The organism is Nonomuraea zeae (assembly GCF_005889725.1).
GTDB classification, from domain to species: domain Bacteria; phylum Actinomycetota; class Actinomycetes; order Streptosporangiales; family Streptosporangiaceae; genus Nonomuraea; species Nonomuraea zeae.
The window spans coordinates 26,332-49,854 of the sequence record NZ_VCKX01000007.1; the positions used below are offsets into that span (position 1 = coordinate 26,332).

The 23,523-nt window shown below is 70.5% G+C and carries 16 protein-coding genes; 8 read left to right on the forward strand and 8 right to left on the reverse strand.

All coding sequences use genetic code 11. The features are described 5' to 3' along the window. The first annotated feature begins 67 nt into the window (after positions 1-67). A complete protein-coding gene (locus tag ETD85_RS03760; protein WP_138688166.1) occupies positions 68-475 on the forward strand; it encodes a hypothetical protein in 408 nt (135 codons plus the stop codon). Here ETD85_RS03760 and ETD85_RS03765 read toward each other — a convergent pair. Beyond that, complete coding sequence (locus ETD85_RS03765) at positions 472-1,653, reverse strand: acetyl-CoA C-acetyltransferase (protein WP_138688167.1); 1,182 nt, start codon at positions 1,651-1,653, stop codon at positions 472-474. The two genes, ETD85_RS03760 and ETD85_RS03765, sit on opposite strands and share 4 nt — an antisense overlap. 84 nt (positions 1,654-1,737) lie before the next feature. Between ETD85_RS03765 and mce the strand changes: the two genes are divergently transcribed. From mce to ETD85_RS03780, 3 genes are all read left to right on the forward strand, one after another. Further along, a complete protein-coding gene (mce, locus tag ETD85_RS03770) occupies positions 1,738-2,160 on the forward strand; it encodes a methylmalonyl-CoA epimerase (RefSeq protein WP_138688168.1) in 423 nt (140 codons plus the stop codon). Between the two features lie 193 nt (positions 2,161-2,353). Then, positions 2,354-3,646, forward strand: a complete 1,293-nt coding sequence (locus tag ETD85_RS03775; RefSeq protein WP_138688169.1) for a DivIVA domain-containing protein — start codon at positions 2,354-2,356, stop codon at positions 3,644-3,646. Positions 3,647-3,827: 181 nt separating this feature from the next. After that, the gene (locus ETD85_RS03780; protein WP_138688170.1) at positions 3,828-5,048 is read left to right on the forward strand and encodes an AI-2E family transporter; all 1,221 of its coding nucleotides are present in this window, start codon (positions 3,828-3,830) and stop codon (positions 5,046-5,048) included. Here ETD85_RS03780 and ETD85_RS03785 read toward each other — a convergent pair. Next, on the reverse strand, positions 5,008-5,802 hold the full coding sequence (locus tag ETD85_RS03785; protein WP_138688171.1) for an alpha/beta fold hydrolase: 795 nt from the start codon (positions 5,800-5,802) through the stop codon (positions 5,008-5,010). The genes ETD85_RS03780 and ETD85_RS03785 overlap by 41 nt on opposite strands. A gap of 194 nt (positions 5,803-5,996) precedes the next feature. Here ETD85_RS03785 and ETD85_RS03790 point away from each other — a divergent pair, with 194 nt between their 5' ends. Continuing rightward, a complete protein-coding gene (locus ETD85_RS03790) occupies positions 5,997-6,485 on the forward strand; it encodes a CAP domain-containing protein (protein WP_138688172.1) in 489 nt (162 codons plus the stop codon). A gap of 12 nt (positions 6,486-6,497) precedes the next feature. Here ETD85_RS03790 and ETD85_RS03795 read toward each other — a convergent pair whose 3' ends face one another. The 6 genes from ETD85_RS03795 to ETD85_RS03820 all read right to left on the reverse strand — a co-directional run bounded on the left by ETD85_RS03795 (position 6,498) and on the right by ETD85_RS03820 (position 19,826). Further along, positions 6,498-7,256, reverse strand: a complete 759-nt coding sequence (locus ETD85_RS03795) for an SDR family NAD(P)-dependent oxidoreductase (RefSeq protein WP_138688173.1) — start codon at positions 7,254-7,256, stop codon at positions 6,498-6,500. Positions 7,257-7,432: 176 nt separating this feature from the next. After that, positions 7,433-13,591, reverse strand: a complete 6,159-nt coding sequence (locus ETD85_RS03800) for an RHS repeat domain-containing protein (RefSeq protein ID WP_206058062.1) — start codon at positions 13,589-13,591, stop codon at positions 7,433-7,435. A 226-nt stretch (positions 13,592-13,817) separates the two neighbouring features. Further along, a complete protein-coding gene (locus ETD85_RS03805; protein ID WP_240778943.1) occupies positions 13,818-17,033 on the reverse strand; it encodes a LamG-like jellyroll fold domain-containing protein in 3,216 nt (1,071 codons plus the stop codon). Between the two features lie 247 nt (positions 17,034-17,280). Further along, on the reverse strand, positions 17,281-17,985 hold the full coding sequence (locus tag ETD85_RS03810; RefSeq protein WP_138688234.1) for an alpha/beta hydrolase: 705 nt from the start codon (positions 17,983-17,985) through the stop codon (positions 17,281-17,283). 105 nt (positions 17,986-18,090) lie between these two features. Then, a complete protein-coding gene (locus tag ETD85_RS03815) occupies positions 18,091-18,381 on the reverse strand; it encodes an ATP/GTP-binding protein (protein ID WP_138688176.1) in 291 nt (96 codons plus the stop codon). Beyond that, positions 18,378-19,826: a 3-hydroxyacyl-CoA dehydrogenase gene (locus ETD85_RS03820; RefSeq protein WP_138688177.1), complete on the reverse strand. Its 1,449-nt coding sequence runs from the start codon at positions 19,824-19,826 to the stop codon at positions 18,378-18,380. Before ETD85_RS03820 ends, ETD85_RS03815 begins: the two co-directional genes overlap by 4 nt. Positions 19,827-19,862: 36 nt before the next feature. Here ETD85_RS03820 and nucS point away from each other — a divergent pair, with 36 nt between their 5' ends. The 3 genes from nucS (at position 19,863) to ETD85_RS03835 (ending at position 23,472) form a co-directional block, all read left to right on the forward strand. After that, positions 19,863-20,525, forward strand: coding sequence for an endonuclease NucS (gene nucS / locus ETD85_RS03825; RefSeq protein WP_138688178.1), 663 nt, complete (start codon positions 19,863-19,865; stop codon positions 20,523-20,525). Between the two features lie 108 nt (positions 20,526-20,633). Beyond that, entirely contained in the window at positions 20,634-21,935 is a 1,302-nt protein-coding gene (locus tag ETD85_RS03830) for a carotenoid oxygenase family protein (RefSeq protein WP_138688179.1), read from the forward strand. A 64-nt stretch (positions 21,936-21,999) separates the two neighbouring features. Beyond that, positions 22,000-23,472 (forward strand): aldehyde dehydrogenase family protein, encoded by a 1,473-nt coding sequence (locus tag ETD85_RS03835; protein ID WP_138688180.1) that lies wholly within the window; start codon positions 22,000-22,002, stop codon positions 23,470-23,472. The last annotated feature ends 51 nt before the right edge of the window (positions 23,473-23,523 follow it).

Below are 23,523 nucleotides of genomic sequence, written 5' to 3' on the forward strand. Positions count from 1 at the left end.
AGATCGCAACCCTACGAATACGGGCATCTCGTAGTCAGACCCCGGACGAGAGGTGATGATGACCGGTATGAGCAAGCGCGCGCTCGTGTGGACAGGGGCCGTCGTCGCGGTGGCGGCCCTGGTCGGATTGGGCGTCTACTTCGCGCGGGTGGGGCTGGCGGACGCCGACCAGCTCGCCAGCGTGATCGGGGTGTTCGTCGCCCTGGCCGGGCTGGGCGTCTCGGTGTACGGACTGATCACCGCCCGCCCGCCCGCACAGCCGGAACCGCCGGAACCGCCGGAACCGCAGACCCCACCGCAGGACCGGCGGCCCCAGCGACCGGCGCCACCGGACCAGACCCCGGCCAGGCCGGATGTGTCGGCCTCCGGGCCGCGCTCGATCGCCATCGGGGGCGACAACACCGGCATCGCCTCCACCGGAGACGATGCCGTGCACCTTCACCTGCCCCCAGAAGAGGGCGGCGAGAAGACCTAGGGAACGCGGATGAGAAGGGCGTCGCCCTGCCCGCCGCCGCCGCACAGTCCGGCCGCGCCCAGGCCGCCGCCCCTGCGCTTCAGCTCGTACGCCAGCGACAGCACGATCCGCGCCCCCGACGCCCCGATCGGGTGGCCGAGGGCGATGCCGCCCCCGTTGACGTTGACCTTGTCCAGCGGGACGCCGAGCTCCTTGGCCGACTGCAGGACGACGCTGGCGAACGCCTCGTTGATCTCCACCAGGTCGAGCTCCCCGGCCGTGACGCCCTGCTTGGCCATCGCCTGCTTGATCGCGTTCGCCGGCTGCGACTGCAGCGAAGCGTCGGGGCCGGCCACGTTGCCGTGCCGGCCGATCTCCGCCAGCCACGGCAGGCCCAGCTCCTCGGCCTTGGCCTTGGACATGACCACGACGGCGCAGGCGCCGTCGGAGATCTGCGAGGCGGAGCCGGCCGTGATCGTGCCGTCAGCCGCGAAGGCCGGGCGCAGCTTGGCCAGCGTCTCCACGGTCGTGTCGCCGCGGATGCCCTCGTCCTCCTTGACCACCACCGGCTCGCCCTTGCGCTGCGGGATCTCCACGGGGACGATCTCGTCCTCGAAGACGCCGTTCTTGGTGGCGGCGGCGGCGAGCTGGTGGGAGCGGGCCGACAGGGAGTCCTGCTCCTCACGGCCGATCCCGAGCCTGGCGTTGTAGCGCTCGGTCGACTCCCCCATCGCGCACTGGTCGAACGCGCAGAACAGGCCGTCGTGGGCCATCGAGTCGAGCACCTCGGACGAGCCGTACTTGACGCCCTTGCGCAGGCCGGGCAGCAGGTGGGGGGCGTTGGTCATGGACTCCATGCCGCCGGCCACCACGATGTCGAACTCGCCGGCCCTGATGAGCTGGTCGGCCAGGGCGATGGCGTCCAGTCCCGACAGGCAGACCTTGTTGATGGTGATGGAGGGGACGGTCATCGGGATGCCGGCCTTGACGGCGGCCTGGCGGGAGGGGATCTGGCCGGCCCCCGCCTGGAGGACCTGGCCCATGATGACGTACTCGACGGCCTCCGGGGCCACCCCCGCGCGCTCCAGGGCGGCCTTGATCGCGATGCCGCCCAGATCCACGGCCTGCAGGCCGGACAGAGCGCCGAGCAGCCGGCCGATGGGGGTGCGAGCTCCGGCAACGATGACGGAACTGGACATGACAACGGCCTCCTGTGCTCGCGTCGGGTTCTTTGACACCATACCCACGAGTAGTACGCGGCTCGCTATGGAGGTAGGCCACACATGTTCATGCGGATCGACCACATCGGCATCGCCTGCAGGGACCTTGAGGAGAAGATCGCCTTCTTCTCCGAGACGTTCGAGCTGACCGTCGTGGCCCGCGAGGTGAACGAGGAGCAGGGCGTGAAGGAGGCCATGCTGCACATCGCCGACGGCGAAGGCGGGGGCTCCTACATTCAGCTCCTGGAGCCTCTCTCCGAGGACTCGCCTGTGGGAAAATTCCTGGCTAAGCGTGGCGAAGGCGTCCATCATGTTGCATTCGGTGTACGCGACGTCACGGAAACCATGGCTAAGATCAACGAGAAGGGCGTGCGGCTGCTGGACCAACACCCCCGGCACGGGTCCATGGGCTCGGAGATCGCGTTCCTGCATCCCAAGGATGTCGGAGGAATGCTGACGGAGTTGGTCCAGGCGGCCAAGCGCTGAAACCACGCAAAATCGGTCATATGTAACTAGTCACGCAGAAAGTTGGACGGGGCTTCTCAGGCGGCACCAGCGGAGTACGCTTGACCTTCCACCGGACAAGGAGCCTGCCGAGAGGCACAGGCTTCTGGCTCGGATGCCCCGAACCCCCCGTCCGGCCCGTGTAGCCGTCTCGACAACCCAGGATCGAGCCTCCATGCAGTCCGACATCGACGCCCAGCTCAACAATTTCTTCGAAGACGCCCCAGCGCGCGAGTTCGACGTGGTGCTTCGCGGTTACGACCGGCATCAGGTCCACGATCACCTGAAGCAGCTCGACGGAGAGCTACGTCAGGCTCGCGAGCAGGCCGCCGGCCTGCAGCGCGATCTGTCCGACTCCCAGCGCCAGCTACAGGAGCAGGAGCGTCCCACCTACTCCGGTCTCGGCGCGCGCATCGAGCAGCTGCTGCGCCTGGCCGAGGAGCAGGCCACGGAGCTCGTGCAGGCCGCCAGGTCCGAGGCCAACGAGATCAAGGCCGCGGCCAAGGTCGAGGCGGCCGACCTGCGTGCGGCAGCCGAGGCTGAGGCGGCCGACAAGCGCGCCCAGGCCACGCGCGAGAGCGACGACATGCGCTCGACCGCGGAGCGGGAGGCCGAGGAGATCCGCTCGACCGCCCGTCGCGAGGCCGACGAGCTGACCAACACCACCGAGCGCGAGGCCGCGAAGCTGCGGGCCACGGCCGACCACGAGGTCGCGGAGAAGCGGGCCGACGCCGAGCGGGAGATCGCCAAGCTGCGCACCACCACCGAGCGCGAGGTCGCCCAGCTCAGGGCGTCGACCAAGCGCGAGCGTGACGAGGTGCTGACCACCGCCAAGCGGCAGGCCGACGAGATGCGCGCGCAGGCTCAGCGGGTGCTGGAGGAGTCGGAGGCCAAGCGGGCGCAGGACGAGGCCGAGTTCGAGATCCAGCTCGCCTCCCGCCGCGAGGACGCCGAGCGCCAGGAGGCCGAGCGGCACGCCACCGCCCAGGCCGCCACACAGAAGCTGGTCGCCGAGGCCGAGCAGCGCGCCGCCACGGCCGAGTCGAGGGCCACGAAGGCGACGCAGCAGGCCGACCAGACCCGCCGCGAGGCCGATCTGCACGCCAAGCAGCTCGTCGCGAACGCCCGTAAGAGCTCCGAGACGATCGTTTCCGAGGCCAAGTCGAGCGCCGAGACCATCGTCACCGAGGCGAAGAACGAAGCCGAGCGCACGCGCACGGCGATGCAGCGCCAGGTCGACGAGCTCACGCGCCAGCGCGACAGCATCACCAGCCACCTCGCTCAGCTCCGCCAGCTCCTCGGCGGCGCCGCCCTTCCGGGTCTCGAGCCGGAGCCCGCGGTCACCGCGGCCCCGCCGAAGCCCGCGATCGCCGCGCCCGTGATCGAGGCCCCGGCGGCCCCGGCCACGACGCCCGCGCCCAAGGTGCAGGCCAAGTCCGAGGACGACGCCGAGTGGTGGCAGGAGTAACGGCCGCGCACGAGCAGCGCGTACACGGGGCATGTGCGCGCTCGGGGGCAGGCACGGGGGCTGACTGACGGCTGTTTGACGGCTGGAGAGAGCCTGGCGATCTGATGGTCGCTAGGCTCTCTCTTTGTTGTCGGGCTCGTACGAGCCCGGCGTGGTTTGTCGCCGACCGTGGGAGCCCCCCTTGTCCGCAGACGTCGAGCCCCCGAAGGCAGCGTCCTCGAAGACAGCATCCTCAAAGGCAGCGTCATCGAAGGCCGGATCCCCGGAAGCAGAGGCCCCGGAAGCAGAGACCCCGGAAGCCGGGCCCGCCACGGATGCCCCGCGCAAGGACGGCACCGGCGGCGACGACACCGGCCAGCCCTTCGGCCTGCCGGGCAAGCCGCTCGCCCGGGGCCCGTTCCTGTTCGGGCTGGTCGGTGGCCTGGGCGTGCTGACGGCGATCGCGATCGCCCAGATGGTGGTCAACTCCCTGAGCACGATCATCCTGGTCGTCGTGGCGATGTTCCTGGCCGTCGGGCTCAACCCGGCCGTCGAGGCGTTACAGCGGCGCGGCCTGGCCAGGCGGGGCGCGATCTCGATCGTGTTCGCCGGGGTCATCGTGGCGTTCGTGCTGTTCGGGCTGGCCGTGGTGCCGCCGGTGAGCAAGCAGCTCTCGGAGTTCGTCGCGGCGGTGCCCGGCTACATCACCGACCTGAGCAACCACCCGACGTTGCGCCAGCTCGACGCCGACTATCAGATCCTTCCGCAGCTGCGGACGTTCGTGACCAACACCCTCGGACCATCGCTGGCCACCGGAATCATGGGCGCGGGCCTGGTCGTGCTCAACGGCGTGTTCACCACGGTGACGCTGCTGGTGCTCATGCTCTACTTCCTCGGCTCGCTGCACACGATCAAGGCGTACCTGCTCAAGCTCGTGCCGGCCTCCCGCAGGTCGCGGACGAGCGCGCTCAGCGAGCAGATCCTCAGCGGCATCGGCGGGTACGTGGCCGGCAACGTGCTCATCTCGGTCATCGCCGGCCTGCTGACGTGGATCTTCCTGTCGATCGTGGGCGTCAGGTACGCGCTCGCGCTCGCCCTCGTCGTGGCACTGACGGACCTGATCCCGCTGGTGGGCGCCACGATCGGCGCGGTGCTCGTGTCCGGTGTCGCGCTGCTGCAGTCCGTGCCCGCCGGGATCGCCTGCGCGATCTTCTTCATCGTCTACCAGCAGGTCGAGAACTACTTCATCTACCCGAGGGTGATGAAACGCTCGGTGGACGTGACGCCCGCCGTGACGGTCATCGCCGCGCTGTTCGGCGGCGCGCTGCTCGGCATCGTCGGCGCCCTGCTGGCCATCCCGGTGGCCGCCGCCATCGCACTGATCATCCGCGAGGTCGTGCTGCCCCGCCAAGATCAGTCTTGAGGAACTCGGTCACGGCGGCGTTGAACGCCTCGGGCTGCTCGACCGCGCTCAGGTGGCCTGCCTTGGGGATGATCTCCAGCCGGCCCTCAGGCACGGCCCTGACCATGGCCTCGGCGTCGGCGGGCGGGGACAGCTCGTCCTCCTCCCCCACGACGACCAGGAGCGGGACCTTGAGCGCGGCCAGCGTCTCGAACGAGTCGGGCCGCGCGGCCATCGCCCGCTGCGCCCAGGCGACGGCGCCCGGCGGCGCGGACTGCACCAGCCCCTTGACCCGCCCGAACACCATGGCCCGCCGCTCCTTGGTCGTGGGGCCGATGAGCGCCGGGAGCACCTCGCTGACCAGCACCTCGCTGCCGTCCGACAGCACGGCCTGCGCGATCCGCTCGCGGTTCTCCCTGGCCGCGGGCGGATCGGGGCCGGCCTTGGTGTCGGCCAGCACCACGCCCAGCATCCGGTCCGGATGCCGGCGGCAGAACGCCATGGTCACGTAGCCGCCCATCGACAGGCCGCCGACCACGGCCCGGTCTATGCCCTCCTCGTCCAGCAGCCTGGCGACGTCGTCGGCCATCAGATCGAGTGACGGCTCGTCCTCGCCCAGCCGCGAACCGCCGAAGCCGCGCAGGTCAGGCGTGATGACCCGGCAGGCCCTGGCCAGCCCTTCCCGCTGGGCCAGCCACATGGCCGACGACAGGGGGAACGCGTGAAGCAGTACAACCGGGAGCCCGGTCCCGGCCGATCTCGTGTAGAGCTGCACGGACACACGTTAGCCCGGTTGGCGGCGACAATCACTCAATGGCGTATCCCGATATCCCCCGATAAACCTGACCACTTCTCTTCTGGCTCAATAAAGTGCGCAATTAGCCGTTCGCGCACAGAAATCGGATATTGTCCGGCAGATCCCGCTCGCGCACACTCAAAGAGACAGTCCGCTCGCTACGAGGTGACGCGATGGCCGGTACCCGTCCCGCACTGCCCGACGCCACCAACGCCGGTTTCCTGGCCGAGGCGCTGGCCGAGGTGAACGCCTACCGCGCCAAGCACCACGCGCCGCCGCTCGCCATGGACCCGCTCCTGGTCGAGTACGCCAGGTCGCGCGCCGCCTCCCGCTCCGAGCACGAGCAGTTGGAGGCCGGGCACGACGGCCTGCGCGCGGGCACCGGCGAGAGCCTCTTCTGGGGCGCGGGCCCCGAGATGAGCGGCGCCGGGGAGGCGGTCGCCGGCTGGTACGCCGAGATCGCGGCCTACGACTGGGCCGCCCCGCCCGGCGACGGCGCGAGCGGCCACTTCGCCCAGCTCGTCTGGAAGGGCAGCACGAGGATGGGCGCGGGACGCGTGGCCGGTCAGGGCTCGGAGCACTTCGAGACCTACATCGTCCTGGTCTTCGAGCCCCCGGGCAACGTCGGCGGCGCGTACGCCGAGAACGTCCAGCCGGCCTGATCGGCCACCTGGTCAGATCGCGGTGGCCCCGCCGTCCACGAACAGCACCTGACCCGTCATGTACGCCGCCGCCTGGCTGGCCAGGAACACGGCGGGCGCGGCCATCTCGGCCACGGTCCCCCAGCGCCGCATGGGCACGGTGGCGACCGTGGCGGCGCCGGACGTCTCGTCCTCCCAGAGGTTGCGGTTGAGGTCGGTGGCCGTCCAGCCGGGGCACAGGGCGTTGACCCGCACCCCCGCCGCGGCCCACTCGACGGCCAGGGTCTTGGTGAGCGCCACCAGGCCGGCCTTGGCGGCCGCGTAGGGCGCGAGGAAGGGCGCGCCCAGGGCGGCGACCGAGGCCACGTTGATGACCGTGCCGCCGCCCCGGGCCAGCAGGTGCGGGGCGACCGCGTGGCAGACGATCATGGCGGAGTCGAGGTTGAGCCGCATCAGCTTGTCCCACCCGGACAGCCGCAGATCCTTGAACTCGACGAGGAAGTTCGACCCGCCGGCGTTGTTGACCACGATGTCGAGGTGGCCGAGCCCGTCGATCGCCGCGGCCACGGAGGCCGCGGCGGCCTCGCGGTCGGTGAGGTCGGCGGGGATGACCACGGCCCGCCTGCCCAGCGCCTCGATCTCCTTGGCGACCTCGGCCAGGGCGTCGGCCGACCTGGACACCAGCGCCACGTCGGCCCCGGCCTCGGCGTACGCGAGCGCGATGGCCCGTCCGATCCCCTTCGACGCCCCGGTGACCAGAGCCTGCTTGCCACTGAGATCGAACGCGCTCACGCCGCCTCCTCTTGTCGAAACCGAACAAGATTCTATGGATCCGCGGACGGGAGCGCCACTGTTCGCGAAACCCTACGTACCGGCGAATGCCGCCCCACCGCGCGGGGCCGGACACGCCACCGGCGCGGGGCCACGAGGGCCCCGCGCCGGTTTCGCGGGTCAACGCAGGGAGATCGTCAGCCGCCCAATCCCCAGATGATGATGTCTATCGCGTCACCCAATCCACTCTTGTCGATCCAGCCGGTGACCCTTCCGCCGGCCTCGGCGATCGTGCCGGTCCTCGTGTTCTCCGGCTCGACTCTCTCGGGCCGGTAGATCTGCCGCTCGCCCTGACCGGAGCCACCGGGCCGGGCCGCCGGCGGCGGACCGTCGGGGTAGGTCCGGCCGTTGCGGTAGACGGTGTAGGACTGGGTCGGCTGCGTGGTGCCGTCGTTGCGGTAGATCTGACTCGGCCTTGGCTGCATCGGCTGCCGGCTGTCCCTGGGCGGGGACTGCCGCTGCTGCGCCCGATGGCTCGTCGGCCGCTGCGCCGGACGCTGCCGGGCCCGCGCGATCCCGCTCGGGACCCGCCCTGCCCGCCTGTTGCGCGCCCTTGCCGCCGCCGAGGCCCGCCTGGCCGCCGCCGCGTCCTTGGCCTTCCTCTTCGCCTCTCTTCTCGCTGCCGCCGCGGCCCGCCGCTGCGCCCGCGCCGTCGCCGCCTTCCTCGCTCGTTCGGCCGCCTTCTTCTTGGCCTGCTCCTGGAGCTTCTTCCTGGCCGCCGCCGCGGCCCGCTTCTTCGCCGCCTCGGCGGCCCGCTTCTTGGCCTCCGCCGCGGCCTTCCTCCTGGCCGCCGCGAGTGCCCGGCGACGTGCCGCCGCGAGAGCGGCCCGCCTGGCCGCCGCCCGTGCCGCCGCGATCGCCGCGCGCCTGGCCGCCGCGATCGCCAGCCTCCTGGCGATGATCTGCGCCGCGACCCGGACCGCGATGGCGGCGACGAACCAGAACAGCTGCCCGTCGGGGTCGCTCATGGTGACGGGGCTGTTGTTGGCGTAGGCGTAGGCGTTGAGCTGCTGCGGGTTCTGCTCCTCCATCACGGGGTCGACCGAGATGAACCGGCCGTTCTTGGGGTCGTACTCGCGGGCGCCGAGGTGGACGAGCCCGGTCGTGGGATCCTGCGTGCCGCCCACGAACGCGCGCTGCCCTGGCCAGAACGATGGTGGCGCGCCCCGGTTCTCGCCGAACGGGGTCAGCCTCCGCACGGCCAGCTCACCGGTCGTGGCGTTCACCGCGGCCTGCGAGGTGCCCTGGTGGTCGTTGGCCAGGAAGTGGACCTGGTTGTCCGGCGTGCGCACCGCGATGGGCTCGCCGCCGATGGTGTAGTAGCGGGTCTGCTCGACCGCGTCCTTGGCGAAGTCGAAACGCAGCTCCATGTCGTCGATGTAGAGCGTGGAGTCGGTCGAGGTCTTGCGGATCAGCCGGTCGCCGTCCGCGTCGTAGACGAAGGACGTCGTCTTGCCCGCCTCGGTCACCGACTCCAGGTTGCCCTCGGCGTCCCAGACCAGTGCCTGGTCGGAGGTGCCGACCTTGCGCCGGGTGGTGTTGCCCGCCGCGTCGTACTCGAACAGGTCGGAGCCGACGGTCTGGAGCGCGTGCGGCTGCTTGCCGCCGGCCGCCGGGTAGGTGGAGGTGCGGACCGTCTCAGCGGCGCCGCCCCAGGCGTGCTTGGTCTCCTTGGTCCGGTTTCCGACGGAGTCGTAGGTGTAGCTGACCGCGTACGGGGCCACACCGCCGATCTTGCCCGCCGTCGGGGTGCCGCTGGCGCAGTCGTCGGTGGCCGTCCACGCCGAGGTCATCCGGCGCAGGTGGTCGTACTTGAAGCACTGCGTGTCCTGGCCGCCGGCCTTGTCGGCGATCTTGGTGATGTTGCCGACCGCGTCGTAGGTGTAGTTGATGTCGAGGTCGGTGGCCGCGGCGCCTTCCCGGTCCAGCCGCATGCTGGTCAGCCTGCGGGTGGCCTCGTCGTGGGTGTAGGTGAGCCAGGCCTTCTTGCTGCCGCTGCCCAGCTCGTACTGGAGGGTCTCGCCCATCTTGGAGTAGCGGGTCGCGCTCACGTACGCCGACAGGCCGGTGACCTTGGTCGGCTGGCTGAGCTCGTCGTAGGAGTAGACGACCGACTCCTCGGCGAGCCCGCCGCCGGCCGGGAAGCTGACGGACTGGACCTGGTCGTCGAGCGTGTAGCGGGTGTTGAGCACGTACGAGCCGGCCAGCTTGCCCTCCCGCTCGGGGACGGTGACGGTCTGGCGCAGCGCGCGGTAGTCGGTGTCGATGGCGTTGATCTCGGCCTTGTACGCCTGCCCGCCCACGTAGCGGATGCTGGCGTTCATGTGACCCTTGGCCAGCGCGTCGTACTTCCACTCGGCGAGCAGCGTGCCGGTCGCGGAGCCGTCACGCAGCTCCTTCTTGCGGCCGAGCTCGTCGTAGACGTAGTACAGCGTCTTGCCGCGAGAGTCGGTGCTGCTGACCAGCTCGTCGGCGTCGTTGTACGTCATCGTGGTGACGCCCTTGTCGGGGTCCTCCAGCTTGATCTCCCGGCCACGCAGGTCGTAGTGGTGGCGCCACACGTTGCCCGCGTTGTCGGTCACCGTGGACAGGCGGCCGGCGTGGTCGTAGGTGTACTTGGTGGACTCGTACTCGCCTGTCGGGGTGGCCCCCTTGTACTGGCGCAGCTCGATGAGCCGGTCCTCGGCGTCGCCGATGCGGGTCGTCGCGGTGCCGCCGGGCGGTGGCGTCACGTGCATCCTGTCGCCCTGCTGCGTGGTGCTGACCCGGAACTTCTCCGCGCCCTTCGCCTTCAGGATCTGGGCGTTGACGTCCCCGGTGCCGTCGAAGGTCGCCACGATCTGGTTGGGCACGTCGGTGTCGGCCACCGCCAGCAGGTCGGTGGCGGGCGTCCCGGTGGCGAAGTAGCCGGTGTTCGACTTGTACTGCTCGCCGAGCGAGTTGTAGAAGGTGTCGGTGATCGTGCGCCCGTCACGCAGCGCGGGGTCCTGCGTCTGGTCGTCGCGCGGCGCGGGCTCCTGCGTCTGGCGCTCGCGCATCAGGCCGTCGTACAGCTCGTGGCTGGAGCTGTAGGCGCCGTCCGCGCCCAGCGTCTTCGTGGTGACGTAGCTGGGGCCGTCGGTCCGCATCGTGTAGGCGTACTCGGTGCTGGGCGACTGTCCCGCCGACTTGCTGCGGTCGGGCTGCCAGACCTTGGTCAGGCGGCCGAGCGCGTCGTACTCCATGTCGATGCGGCGGTTGTTCGCGTCGATCTCGGCGTACGGCTCGCCCCAGGCCGGTTCGAGCAGGGTGCGCTCGACGTGCCCGAGCTGGTTGGTCTCCTTGATCTCGGTCGCGGGGGCGCCGGCCGCCGGGGTGTAGATGGTGGTGGACTTGGTGCCGACCGCGTCGGTCTCGCTGGTCTCGCGGCCGTAGGCGTCGTAGGTGTGGGTGCTCTCGGTGATCGTCGCGCCGTCCCCGGAAACGGTGTGCTGGACCAGGGTCACGTCACCCTTGCTCGGTGCCTGGCCGTACGCCTTGCCGTCGTACTGGACCTTCTCCTCGGAGATCAGCTCACCGGCGGCCAGCGTGGACACGGCGGTGCCGCAACCCGCGGCGACCTTCTGGATGCTGCTGGTGTAGTCGAGCATCCAGGTCGTGTCGTTGCGGGCGTAGGTGTAGCGGGTGCACTGGTCGTCGTCGGTCGTCGCCAGGTCGCCCTTCTCCTCGACCTGGGTGAGCAGGCCCTTGGCGTCGTACGCGCGCTCCTCGCCGGTACGCCGCCACTTGCCGCCGTCCAGCGCCTGGCGGGTGACCATGCTCTTGGGCTCGACCACGTACGCGGCCTTGGTGACGCCGCCCTGCGTGGACTCCGCGGTCTTCAGCGACCACGGCTCCTCGACGGTCGCGGTCAGGAGGGTCCCGCCGTCCCCGTCGTAGAGGATCTCCTCACGCTCGACGCCCGCGAGCTGGTCGAGGTCGTCCAGCTTGACGCCCTCGGTGTCCTCCACCTGCACGCTGCGCTTCGTGCCGTCGGCCAGCTTGTCACCGTGCATGCCGCGGAAGTACCTGAACTCCGTGAGCGTGCGCTTGGTGTCCTGGCCGTCGCCCTGGCGCACCCGGACCCTGCCGAACCCGCGGAAGTCCGCCCAGGTCCGGTGCTCGGCCTTGATCAGCGCGTTGTCGGCGTAGTGCCAGGCCGCGCCGTCCAGGTACTCGTAGTCGGTGACGACGTTCGGCGAGCCGGCGACGCGGTCCACCTCGATCGTCTGGGTGACCACGTACTTGTGGAACCAGTCGGTGACCTCGGCCTCGTTGGGCGGCGCCCAGCGCTGCGGGAAGCAGCGCCTGGTGTTCTTGTCCGCCGTGGGCACGTCGCCCGGCTTGCAGTCGGCGGCCGCGTAGTTGACGCGCAGCTCGCCGCCGCTCTCGTTGTTCACGGCCTGCACGCGCCACTTCACCAGCGGGGCGCGGCCTTCGTTGGCGTCCACCCGGTTGGCCAGCTGGACACCGATGAACGTGGTCTTGGGCAGCGTGATCGTGCCGCCCACGTGCCCGGTCTGCTGGACCGAGGCCAGCCACAGCGACGGGCTCATGCCGTCACCCGAGGCGGGGAACTGGTGCGTCAGCGTCCAGGAGTCCACCGCGCAGTACTGCGCACCCGAGCACTTGGTGGTGTCGGTGTTGAGGATCTGCGTGGTGATCTTGGCCAGGCGCTTGCGCGTGAAGAACGTCGGCGACAGGCGGTCGGTGCACTTCACGCCGGAGTCGCAGATCTGGTCGAACGGGACGTCCGGCCAGCTGCTGGCGGTCTCCTTCTTGAGCTCGCTCGCGGCACAGGTGATCGTGCCGCTGGGCAGGCAGCGCTCGGCCACGTCGAAGACGACGCGGGCGGCGGGGGCCTTGGTGAACAGCTCGCCCTGCAGGTAGCCGTAGTCGATGCGGTTGAGGTAGCCGGCGCGGTCGTACACGGTGCCCAGCTCGGGCTTCATGTTCCGGCCGTAGTAGTTCTTCTCCTGGGTGTACCAGTACGTGGTGGCGTTGCCGTGGGGGTCCACCGCGTAGTCGAGGTTCCACCGGTAGGCCTGCTGGCACCAGGCGTTGGCCGGGGTGCTGTTGTAGCAGGGCTCGCCGCTGTTGTTGCCGAACACCGGCGCGGTCTGCACCGACTTGGTCTCCGGCTTGCCGGTGGCCCAGCCGGGCAGGCGGTTCAGGCCGAAGGTGTACTGGGAGCCCTCGGCGGAGGTGACCCGCCAGTACTCGCCGTTGTTGTCACCGTTGGTGGCACCGGTGAGGTATTCGATCCGGGTGCCGTCGTCGCGCTTGGGCCGCCACTGCTTGGTCGTCGCGTCCTTGATCAGCTCGACGGCGGAGTTGCCGAGCGACAGGGTGACGTTCTCGCCGTCCCAGCACAGGTCGCCGGTCTTCTTGCCGTCGATCATGCAGGACTTGTAGCGGCGCTCGACGTAGCCGCTGGGGTTCAGCTCGAAGCCCTCACCGGCCCAGGACGGCTGGTTGTTGGTGGAGGCGGTGCGGCCGTCCACGCTCTGCGAGGAGTAGTCGAGCGAGATCTCCGGCTCGTCGCCGCCCAGCGCCGGGGGCGTGCGCATGCCGTAGCCCCAGTTGAAGTCGCCGGACTGGGCGCCGACGCTCCAGCTCGCCGACGGGGCCAGCGAGGTGGCCGAGTGGTCGCCCGACGGGCCGGAGGCCGCGGCGGTCACCGCGTACAGGCCGGTGGTCTCGACCTCGGCGGTCAGGGTGCCCGCCGTGGCGTTGTTGTCGCCCTTCACCGGCTGCGGCGGCGGGCAGTTGGTGGCGGCGGCGTCGAGCGCGCACTCTTCCAGCTTCACCATGCGCAGCCGCGAGCCGTAGTCGCCGCCGTAGGCGTAGCGGAAGGCGGAGTAGTCGACCTCCAGCCGGGTCTTGCCCGAGCCGGCCTTCTGGTCCGCGCCGGCGGTGGCCGCCGCGGCCTGTCCGGGCGACACTCGCATCGCCAGGCCGAGCCGGCCGGACTTGGCCGTGTCGAGCAGTTCGACGCGGACCGGGTCCTGCGCCGCCGCCTTGGCGGCCACGCCCTGCTGCGGAGCCAGCCGGACGGGGAATCCGGCGGCCAGGGTCGTGGCCGCGGCAGCGGTGCCTCCCAGCTCAGCGGTCTGGGGTTTCGGCCAGGCCGTCCCCGGCGGCGCTTTCCACGCCTGTTTCTGTACCGGGTCGGCCATCGGGGGAAGTACGGGGACTTTTCCGCCCTTGACCGGGGTCTCCTTCTGCGTGATAGGAGCCGGGCGGGCGGCGGCGGACGCAGGCATCGCGTACGCCATGGGGATCATCAGGACGACGGACAGAACGGTGGCCAGCCGCCGGGGCCAAGGGGACTCGGGCTTGAATTCCTGGAAGCGATTCCAGCGAGAATCTGGAATGTCCGGTTCGTCGGGTTGCTGAAAACGGTTCCAGCGGGATTCGGGCAGGTCTAACTCACTCGGCAGGTCCATGACCTCTCCCAGTCGGGGGTGCTAACGGGACGGTTACTGGGACACTTTGCGGGGGTTATTGAGCGGCTAGTTGGGCGATCTGCTCGGCACTCAGGACGCCGTCATAGGTGCGGACGTCGTCCACGCTTCCCGGCCAGTAGCCGGTGAAGGCTCCGGCCGTCTTGGTCCGGCCCAGTTGCAGCGGGCCGGTGGCGTTCCACGCGCTGACGTGGTCGGTGATGGTGGTGGTGGACAGCTGGCCGTTGACGTAGATGCGGAGCTCTCCGGCCAGCGGGTCGTACACGCCCGCCACGTGCGTCCACTCCAGCGGCGCGGGAATCGCGTCGGACCGGGTGCGGACGAGGGCGGCGGCATCGGTGTCGGCGGCGGCCATCCCCAGGGCCCACCGCCCTTGTGTCTTGTCGTAGCCGAGCTGGAATCCGGCTGCCCGGCTGCCCGGCTGGGCCACGACGGCGGTGTCCGCGGTGGGCAGGTAGTCGAGCTGGGTCCAGGCGCTCACGGTGAAGCCGGACCGGGTGTCGATCGCCGGCGCGGTGGTCTGGGCGTAGCCGTTGACGCCGTCGAGCGCGAGCGCGCCGTCCAGCCAGCCTGACGTCCACGAGGCGGCTCCGGACAGCGTCGCGGCGGTCGCCCGGCCCGAGGATTCGGCGGCCGACAAGCCGGACTCCTCATCCAGCTTCCAGTGGCCGACCAGCGTGGCAGCGCTGTTGACCAGATCGGCCACCTCGTCGGCGAACATGGCGCGGCCGTAGACCCGCACCTCGTCGACATCCCCGGGCCAGTAGTCCGAAGCCGCCCCGTTGACCTTTCCGCGGCCGATCGTCAGGGGGCCTGTGGCATTCCACGGTGGTGTGACGGCGGCCGTCCCCTCCAGCTTGCCGTTCACGTAGAGCGAGATCTGGCCGGCCGCCGAGTCGTAGACGCCGGTCAGATGGGTCCATTCGTTCAGCCTCGGCGCCGCCGCGGACAGGGCGCGCACGGCCGGCGCGCCGTCCGTGTCCGAGCCCGTCACGGCCAGCGCCCAGCGGCCGTCGGTCTTGGAGTACTGCAGGGAGAAGGCTCCGTTGCGGCTTCCTTCCTGGGTGACCGCGGTGGCGGAGGCGGCGGTGCCGGTCAGCCTGGCCCAGGTGGTGACGGTGAAGTTGCGGCTGGTGTCGACGGCCGGTGCGGCGGTCTGCGCGTAGCTGTTGGCCAGGCGCAGGGCCATGCCGGTCTTGCCGTTCGTCCAGGTCGCCCCGTACAGGGTGGCGGGGTGGGCGCCGGCGCTGTCGGCGCCGACCGTGCCCTGGCCCTCGTCCAGCGCCCAGTGGCCGGCGGCCGGGCGGCCCGAGTTGACGTTGAAGACGTAGGTGCGGATCGGGCCGAGCTGGCCCGCGCGGTCCTTGCTGCGCACCGACAGGACGTTGGGTCCGTCGTGGCGCGGGGTGAGCTGGATCGTGGCCGTGCCGTTCGAGCTGGGGGCGACCTCGGTCTTGGGCGTGGTGTCGAGCCCGTAGACGTAGGCGGCCACGTCGGTGATGCCGTTGGGGTCGAAGGTGAACGAGCCCGTCAGGCCGACGCCGTCGCTCCAGCCGTTCTCGGTGAACTGGGGCGAGGTGACGATCGGTTCGCGGCCGGGGGCGGTGGCGTCCACGGTGGCCTCGCACCAGGGGCTCCACGCGCTGTTGGCCTTGCCGTCCTCGCCGCGGACGCGCCAGCGGACCAGTGAGCCGTCGGCGTAGAGGCTCTGCGGGATCGTCGCGTAGAAGGCGGTGCCCGTCGAGCCGAGTGCGGTGACGTACTCGCCGGTCTTGGTGCCGGCCTCGTTGTACCACTCGAAGCGGCCCTTGACCGAGTTGTCGGCGTCCTTCAGCTTGGCCCACAGCTTCGGCGTGGCGGTGCTGATGACCGGCCGGCCGTCACCGGAGACGCAGGGGCCGCCCGGGTCCGACCAGGCGTCGGCGGCCACGGGGTCGGCGGGCAGCGAGTTGTACTCGATGACCAGGCTCGGGTTGTTCTTGAACTTCTTCCAGGCGTACACGTCGGTCTCGCTCGTGGCCCGGATGCCGATGGTGATGTTGGCCCACTTGTTGGCGGCGGCGTTCACGACCTGCGGGGTGACGTCGAACTCGACGCCGCCGGGCAGGCAGGCCGAGCCCCAGCCCTTGGCCACGTTGACCGTGGACAGCTTCGTGACCCAGGCGGGCTGCTTGTTCCAGGTCGTGGCCTTGCTGATCGTGTTGGTCGCCCACGCCTCGACCTTGCGGGCGCTGCACGAGTACGACCACGTCTCGTACATGCGCAGCGTGCCCTTGATGATCTGCTTGCCGTGGATGGTCGCGCCGGTGTTCATCTGGAAGAACGAGCGGTTGGTCTGCGAGTTGACGTGGCCGGCCCTGGCGACGTCGCTGGAGTTGAGGTAGTTGGAGTTGGGCCAGTTGCTCCAGACGGCCGTCCACGCGCCGCGCGCGGCCGAGAAGTACGGGTCCAGGTAGACGGGGAAGCGCGTCTTCGGGTCGGACAGCATCTTCCGGTCCGGCCGCAGGCGCATCTTCCTGCCGCTCAGCTCCACGCCCATCTGGGCCTGACGGGCCTCCGGCGCGCGGCCTTCCTTGACCGCCTGCCGGCTCGGGGCGCCCTCGGAGTCCCACATCGTCGGGGTCGGCGCGATGAAGATCGTGCCGCCGTTGTCGTCGACGGCCTCCAGGTTGCCCGCCTTGTCCGCCTCCAGCGACAGGCCGCTGGCGGACAGCGGGAACGTCAGCTCGGTCAGCGCGCTGCTGAGCGCGGCGTCCCGCGTCTTGACCACCAGGAGGTGGGAGAAGCCGTCCACGTCCGCGGTGACCTGGAGGTCCACGCCGGGCAGGACCTCGGGGTAGGTGGCGGTGTCGCCGTTCAGCGTGGGCTTGGGCAGCGTGCCCTGCCAGCCGAGCTCGAGTGTCTTGCTGCCGCGCGCCAGGCGGGCCAGCGGGGCGTTGCCGCCGCCGGAGAAGGTCAGGCCGACCGCCGCGGCGACGGGCTCGATGGCGCCGTCGGGGCGCAGGCGGAGGGTGGTGTCCACGGGGACCCAGCGGTCGCCCTGGCGCACCCGCACCGGCCGGACGTGTTGTTCGAGGGTCATCGTGCCGTCGGGCTTGGCGAAGACCTGACGGGTCTCGCTGCGCAGCGACTCCACTTCGACGGGCTTGCCCGCTCGGCGGGCCTGCGCGATCGCGCTCTCTTCCGGCGGGCCCGGTACGGGCTCCACCGCCGGTGTCACCGGCTCCGGCTCGGCGGTGGCCGGAAGAGGCACCGCCAAGGCCGATAATGCCAACACTGCCGCAACCAACCCACGCACTACCCGCATCGATCCTCGCCCATGGTGAGCAGGGGTTACGCGCGGGACAACAGTCGCCCGGCGTCTCCACGATCTTCGGTTGACGATCGGATTCTCACCCGCGTCAGTGCATGCGTCCAGGTTTTGGTCATTCTGCTCAAAGTTTCTTTCAAAACTTCGACATGTCCAAAAATATCCGTCAGATCAGCAGGCCGTCTCCGTTTCACACCTCGGTCGGCAGCGGATGCGCGGCCGGGTTGACCCGCTTGACGATCTCGTCGAGCGCGATGCGCACGTACGGCTCGCCCACCCACAGGTGTTTGGCCCCGTCCACCCCGATGACCTCGGCCTGCGGCACCCGGGCGAAGCGCGCGCGGGCCTCCTCCGGCCGCAGGTAGTCGTCGAACTCGGGCACCAGCGCCACCAGCGGCCGCCCGAACCGCGCCCAGGCGTCCAGGTCCGCGTCGGTGGCCCGGTGCAACGGCGGCGAGAGCAGGATCGCTCCTTCGACCAGCGGATCGTGGGCCCACTTGAGCGTCAGCTCGGTGCCGAACGACCAGCCGACGACCCACACATGCGGCAGGTCGTGATATTCGGCGTATTCGAGCGCCGCGGCGACGTCGAACCGCTCACCCTCTCCCCCGTCGAAGGCGCCCTCCGAGGTGCCGCGCTCCGAGGAGGTACCGCGGGTGTTGAAGCGCAGCACGGCCAGGTCGGCCAGCGCGGGCAGGCGGTTGGCCGCCTTCTTGTAGACGTGGCTGTCCATGAAGCCGCCGTGGGTGGGCAGCGGGTGCAGAGTCACCAGCGTCGCCACGGGGGGCCGGTCGGCGGGCAGTGCCAGCTCGCCGACGAGGGTCAGGCCGTCGCCCGTGTGCAGCTCGATCGGCTCCCGCCGGGCGGGCAGCACCGTGGCCGCGCGAATCTCCACCATGGATCCCTTCAGATTGCGGCTGCGGCCCGGGCCGCGGCCTTCAGTAGCGGCTGCGGCCCTGGCTACGGCCTTCGGTAACGGCTGGAGCATGGGCCACGGCCTTCAGTAGCGGCTGCGGCCCGGGCCGCGGTCGAGTCTCTTACGCCAGCAGGCCGTGTGCCAGTGGCGGCGCTCATCGTCCCCGCCCGTCCAGTTGGGCCAGGCGACGAGATGCGGCTGGCCGCCGCGGATCTCCTGGTCGCAGCCCGGGCAACGGTAGTTCTTCGTCGAGGAGGCGCCGCTGAGCATGCGTACTTTCCACTCGCCGTCCGGCCATTCCTCCACCTTGTCCAGGCCGGTGGGGAAGCCGAAAGGGCGGGAGGACTCCCTCCGGCGGGCGCGACGGGGGCTCATCGACGGGGGAAACCGCTCACACCGGCCGTGACGAGCTGATCCAGCAGGGGCACTGGCGCGTAGGAGGGCTCTCGATGCTCGGCGTAGAGTGCGCGCAGGCCTTCTCTGACCCGGGCCAGGCCCAGTGACTCCAGCATCTCGAATGGGCCCGACGGGTAGCCGCAGCCCAGGCGCATGGCCACGTCGATGTCGTCGATCGAGGCGTAGCCCGACTCGTACATCCTGACGGCGTCGTTGAGGTAGGGGTAGAGCAGCGCGTCCACCACGAAGCCCGCCCTGTCCTTGCACGGGACCGGCGTCAGGCCGGCGACCCGCATCAGGTCGCGGGCGGCCCGGGCGGCCGCGTCCGAGGTCAGCGCGGTGGCGGCCAGCTCGGCCACCCGGTCGCCGACGAGGTGGACGCCGACCATCGTCGAGGGGTCCTGGAGGCGTACGGCGTGCTCGATCACCGGCCGGTCGGCCGGGCGCAGCACGACGGCGGGGTCGCCGGACGGCTTGAACCCCGCGGCCAGCAGCCGATCGGTGAGCTCCTCCGCGCCGGGGCCCACGACGTCGAACGTGGCGGACTCGGCGCGTGGCCCCTGCTCCTCCCGCGGCTCCCCGTCGTAGAAGCCGCGCCCGGACTTGCGGCCGAGCAGCCCGGCGGTGACCAGCTCGCGCAGCAGCGGCGCGGGCGCGTGCCGCCGGTCGCGCGTCTCGTCGAACAGCACCCCCATGACCTCGTACGCGGTGTCCAGCCCGATCAGGTCGAGCAGCGCGAACGGCCCCATCGGCAGCCCCACGCCCAGCCGCATCGCGGCGTCGATGCCGTCGCGCCCGGCCACGCCCTGGTCGGCCAGGACGGCGGCGTGGTTGAGATAGGGCAGCAGCAGCCGGTTGACCACGAAGCCCGCCCGGTCGCCCACGGCCACGGCCGTCTTCCCCAGGCGGCCCGCCAGCTCGGAGATCTCCTGGAGCACGCCCGGCGCCGTCACCACCGTCCCGACTACCTCGACCAGCTTCATCACCGGCGCGGGGTTGAAGAAGTGCATTCCGACCACCCGCCCGGGACGCCCGGTGGCGGCGGCGATGGCGGTGATCGACAGCGAGGAGGTGTTGGTCGCCAGCACCGTCTCCGGCTTGCAGATCCGGTCGAGCTCCTCGAACAGCGAGACCTTGTAGCGCAGGACCTCCGGGATCGCCTCGATCACCAGGTCGGCGTCGCGCAGGTCGGCACGCGAGGTGGTCAGCGTGACCCGGCCGAGGATCTCGGCCTGCCGCTCGCGGGTCAGCCGGCCCTTGTCGACCGCCCGGGCCGTGGAGCGCTCAAGATGCCCGCGCCCCCTGGCCAGCGCCTCGGCATCGGCCTCGACCCCGATCACGCGCAGCCCGGCCCGCGCGAAGACCTCGGCGATGCCGGCACCCATCGTGCCCAGCCCGACCACTCCCACCCGTTCAAACGCCATGCGTCCAGTTTTCCAGAGCCGCTAAGGTTGGGCGTCATGCGGCTGGTCATCGCGCGGTGCAGCGTGGATTACATCGGACGGCTCACGGCGCACCTGCCGATGGCGCCGAGGCTTGTTCTGATCAAGGCGGACGGCAGCGTGAGCATTCACGCCGACGACCGCGCCTTCAAGCCGCTCAACTGGATGAACCCGCCGTGCAAGCTCAAAGAGGACGGCGAGACCTGGACGGTCACCCACGGCAAGACCGGCGAGAAGCTGGTCCTGACGATGGCGGAGATCATCCATGACTCCAGCCACGAGCTGGGCGTCGATCCCGGGCTGATCAAGGACGGGGTGGAGGCCCACCTTCAGGAGCTGCTCGCCGAGCACATCACGACGCTGGGCGACGGCTATTCGCTGATCCGCCGCGAATACATGACGGCGATCGGGCCGGTCGACATCCTGTGCCGCGACAAGGTCGGGGCGACCGTGGCGGTGGAGATCAAGCGCCGCGGCGAGATCGACGGGGTGGAGCAGCTCACGCGCTATCTGGAGCTGCTCAACCGCGACCCGCTGCTGTCGCCGGTGCGCGGCGTCTTCGCGGCGCAGGAGATCAAGCCGCAGGCCCGCGTGCTGGCCGCCGACCGCGGCATCGACTGCGTCACCCTCGACTACGACGCCCTGCGCGGCATCGAGCCCGAAAACCCGACCCTCTTCTGAGCGCCTGGCCACCCGGCCTCTGGCTCTTCATGCCCCGACGTTCCAATGTTGACAGGTCTATAGTGAACGTTCTAGTTTTGACCTATCACGATTGGAGCCCGTTTTCTCATGACTCTTCCCGACTACCTCACCGGCCCGCTGGCTCCCGTTCCCGACGAGGTCGACGCCCACGACCTTCCCGTCACCGGTGCGCTGCCGCCCGAGCTGACCGGGCGCTACGTCCGCAACGGGCCCAACCCGCGGCCCGGCGAGGACCCCGGCCACTGGTTCGGCGGCCACGGGATGCTGCACGGCGTGCGGCTGCGCGACGGCCGGGCCGAGTGGTACCGGAACCGGTGGGTGCGCACCAGCAAGTTCACCGAGGGAGCGCCGTTCGTCGGCGAGACCGGGGTGGACCGGGCCGCCGTCTCCGCCAACACGCACGTGATCCGGCACTCCGGGCGCATACTCGCGCTGGTCGAGAACGGCTTCCCCTACGAGGTGACGCCCGAGCTGGAGACCGTGGGCCCGTGCGACTTCGGCGGGCGGCTGGCCACCGCCATGACCGCGCACCCGAAGCAGGACCCGCTCACCGGCGACCTGCACTTCTTCGGCTACGGGTTCTTCCCTCCCTACCTCACCTACCACCGGCTGTCGGCGGGCGGCGAGCTGGTCGAGAGCAGGGAGATCGAGGTGCCGGGCTCGACGATGATGCACGACTTCGCCGTCACCGAGCACCACCTGGTCTGGCTCGACCTGCCCGTCGTGTTCGACCTGGGGCGCGGCGGCATGCCGTACGACTGGGAGGACGGCTACGGCGCGCGGATCGGCGTGACGCCCAGGGCCGGCGGGCGGACCCGGTGGTTCGACATCGACCCCTGCTACGTCTTCCACGTCGGGAACGCCTGGGAGGACGCTCACGGGCGCATCGTACTCAACGCGGCCCGGTATACCCCCGGGGCCTTCACCTCGCTCTGGGGCCGGATCAGCGGCTCCCCGGACCCCGCCAGGCAGGCGGCCGCCGCCGGTGAGGCGGTGCTGCACCGGTGGACGATCGACCCGGAGACCGGGGCCGTCAAGGAGGAGCCGCTGGACGACCGCGGCGTCGAGTTCCCCACGTTCAACGAGGACCTGCTGGGGCGCGAGAGCCGCTACCTCTACACCGTGGGCCACGACGCGGTGGTCAAGTACGACCAGCGCGACGGAGCCGCGCGGACGAGGAGGACGGGAGGCGACACCGGGGAGGCGGTCTTCGTGCCCGCGGAAGGGGGCACGGGCGAGGACGAGGGCTGGCTGCTGTCCGTCGTGACCTCGGGCGACTCGTCCGAGCTGCTCGTGCTCGACGCGCGCGACCTGTCGGACGTGGCCTCCGTCCGGCTGCCCCGGCGCGTCCCCGCGGGCTTCCACGGATCGTGGCTCGCGGAGGAGTGAGCGAGGGCCGCTTGAGGGGGTCCTGACCCTAGTAAGCGATGGCTTACCGGTTTATCGTGACGCCATGACGACGCTGACGTTCGACTCACTCAACCCGGCTACCGGCGACGTCGTCGGCAGTCACCCCAAGCACACACCGGACGCCGTCCACGAGGCCGTGGGCCGGGCCGAGCAGGGCGCCGCCTGGTGGGCCGCGCTCGCCCCCGCCGAGCGCAGGACGCGCCTGCTCGACTACAAGGCCGTACTGACCCAGCACCTCAGAGAGCTGGCCGGCCTGGTCCACGAGGAGACCGGCAAGCCCACCGGTGACGCCACGCTGGAGATCGTGCTGGCCATCAGCCACCTCGACTGGGCCGCGCGCAACGCGGCGAAGGTCCTCGGCCGCCGCCGCGTCTCCGGCGGCATGATCGGCCTCAACCTCGCCGCCACCCTCGAATACCTCCCGCTCGGCGTCGTCGGCGTCATCGGCCCGTGGAACTATCCGATCTTCACCCCCATGGGCTCCATCGCCTACGCGCTGGCCGCGGGCAACGCCGTCGTGTTCAAGCCGAGCGAGCTCACCCCTGGCGTCGGCGTGCGGCTGGCCGAGCTGTTCAAGGAGTCGGTGCCCGAGCACCCGGTGTTCCAGACCGTGACCGGGCTCGGCGAGACGGGCGCAGCGCTGGCGGCCGACCCGCGCGTGGGAAAGGTGGCGTTCACCGGCTCGACCGCCACTGCCAAGCGCGTCATGGCGGCCTGCGCCGAGAACCTCACCCCGATCGTGGCCGAGTGCGGCGGCAAGGACGCGTTCATCGTGGACGCCGACGCCGACCTGCGGGCCGCCGCCGACGCCTGCCTCTGGGGCGCGATGTCCAACGCCGGCCAGACGTGCGTGGGCGTCGAACGCGTCTACGTGGTCGACGCCGTCTATGAAACTTTCATGCGCGAGCTGTCCGAGCGGGTGACGAAAGTGAAGGCGGGCGAGGACTACGGCCCGATCACGATGCCCGGCCAGGTGGACATCATCAAGCGGCACATCGACGACGCCACCAAGTCGGGCCGGGCGGTGACCGGCGGGCCCGATTCCGTGCGGGGGTCGTACGTGGATCCGGTGATCGTCGAGGACGTGCCCGAGGACTCCCCCTCGGTGCGCGAGGAGACGTTCGGGCCGACCATCACCGTCCGGCGCACCCGCGACAGCCAGGAGGCACTGGACCTGGCCAACGCCTCCGCGTACGGGCTGGGCGGCACGATCTTCTCGCGCGACCGGCGCAAGGCCGTCGAGCTGGCCCGCAAGATGCGTACCGGGATGACCGCCATCAACTCGGTCATTTCCTTCGCCGGAGTTCCGGCTCTGCCGTTCGGCGGAGTGGGCGATTCGGGGTTCGGCCGCATTCACGGGGCCGACGGTCTGCGCGAGTTCGCCAGGCCCAAGGCCATCTCGCGACAGCGCTTCGCGATGCCGGGGATGAACCTGACTTCGTTCACCCGGGGCCCCGGAGAGCTTGAGCGGCTGATCAGACTTGTCACGTTCTTGCATGGGCGACGTAAGAGATAATCTTCGCGCCCTTTCCCAAAACCGATCATCCGTCCATAATTGTGTGCTCTG

What these genes read in the sequence shown, in the direction of transcription:
- ETD85_RS03760 (WP_138688166.1), top strand. Translation starts at nt 68, where the DNA reads ATGAGCAAGCGCGCGCTCGTGTGGACAGGGGCCGTCGTCGCGGTGGCG.
- ETD85_RS03765 (WP_138688167.1), bottom strand. Translation starts at nt 1,653, where the DNA reads ATGTCCAGTTCCGTCATCGTTGCCGGAGCTCGCACCCCCATCGGCCGG.
- mce (WP_138688168.1), top strand. Translation starts at nt 1,738, where the DNA reads ATGTTCATGCGGATCGACCACATCGGCATCGCCTGCAGGGACCTTGAG.
- ETD85_RS03775 (WP_138688169.1), top strand. Translation starts at nt 2,354, where the DNA reads ATGCAGTCCGACATCGACGCCCAGCTCAACAATTTCTTCGAAGACGCC.
- ETD85_RS03790 (WP_138688172.1), top strand. Translation starts at nt 5,997, where the DNA reads ATGGCCGGTACCCGTCCCGCACTGCCCGACGCCACCAACGCCGGTTTC.
- ETD85_RS03800 (WP_206058062.1), bottom strand. Translation starts at nt 13,591, where the DNA reads ATGGCGTACGCGATGCCTGCGTCCGCCGCCGCCCGCCCGGCTCCTATC.
- ETD85_RS03815 (WP_138688176.1), bottom strand. Translation starts at nt 18,381, where the DNA reads ATGAGCCCCCGTCGCGCCCGCCGGAGGGAGTCCTCCCGCCCTTTCGGC.
- ETD85_RS03820 (WP_138688177.1), bottom strand. Translation starts at nt 19,826, where the DNA reads ATGGCGTTTGAACGGGTGGGAGTGGTCGGGCTGGGCACGATGGGTGCC.
- nucS (WP_138688178.1), top strand. Translation starts at nt 19,863, where the DNA reads ATGCGGCTGGTCATCGCGCGGTGCAGCGTGGATTACATCGGACGGCTC.
- ETD85_RS03830 (WP_138688179.1), top strand. Translation starts at nt 20,634, where the DNA reads ATGACTCTTCCCGACTACCTCACCGGCCCGCTGGCTCCCGTTCCCGAC.
- ETD85_RS03835 (WP_138688180.1), top strand. Translation starts at nt 22,000, where the DNA reads ATGACGACGCTGACGTTCGACTCACTCAACCCGGCTACCGGCGACGTC.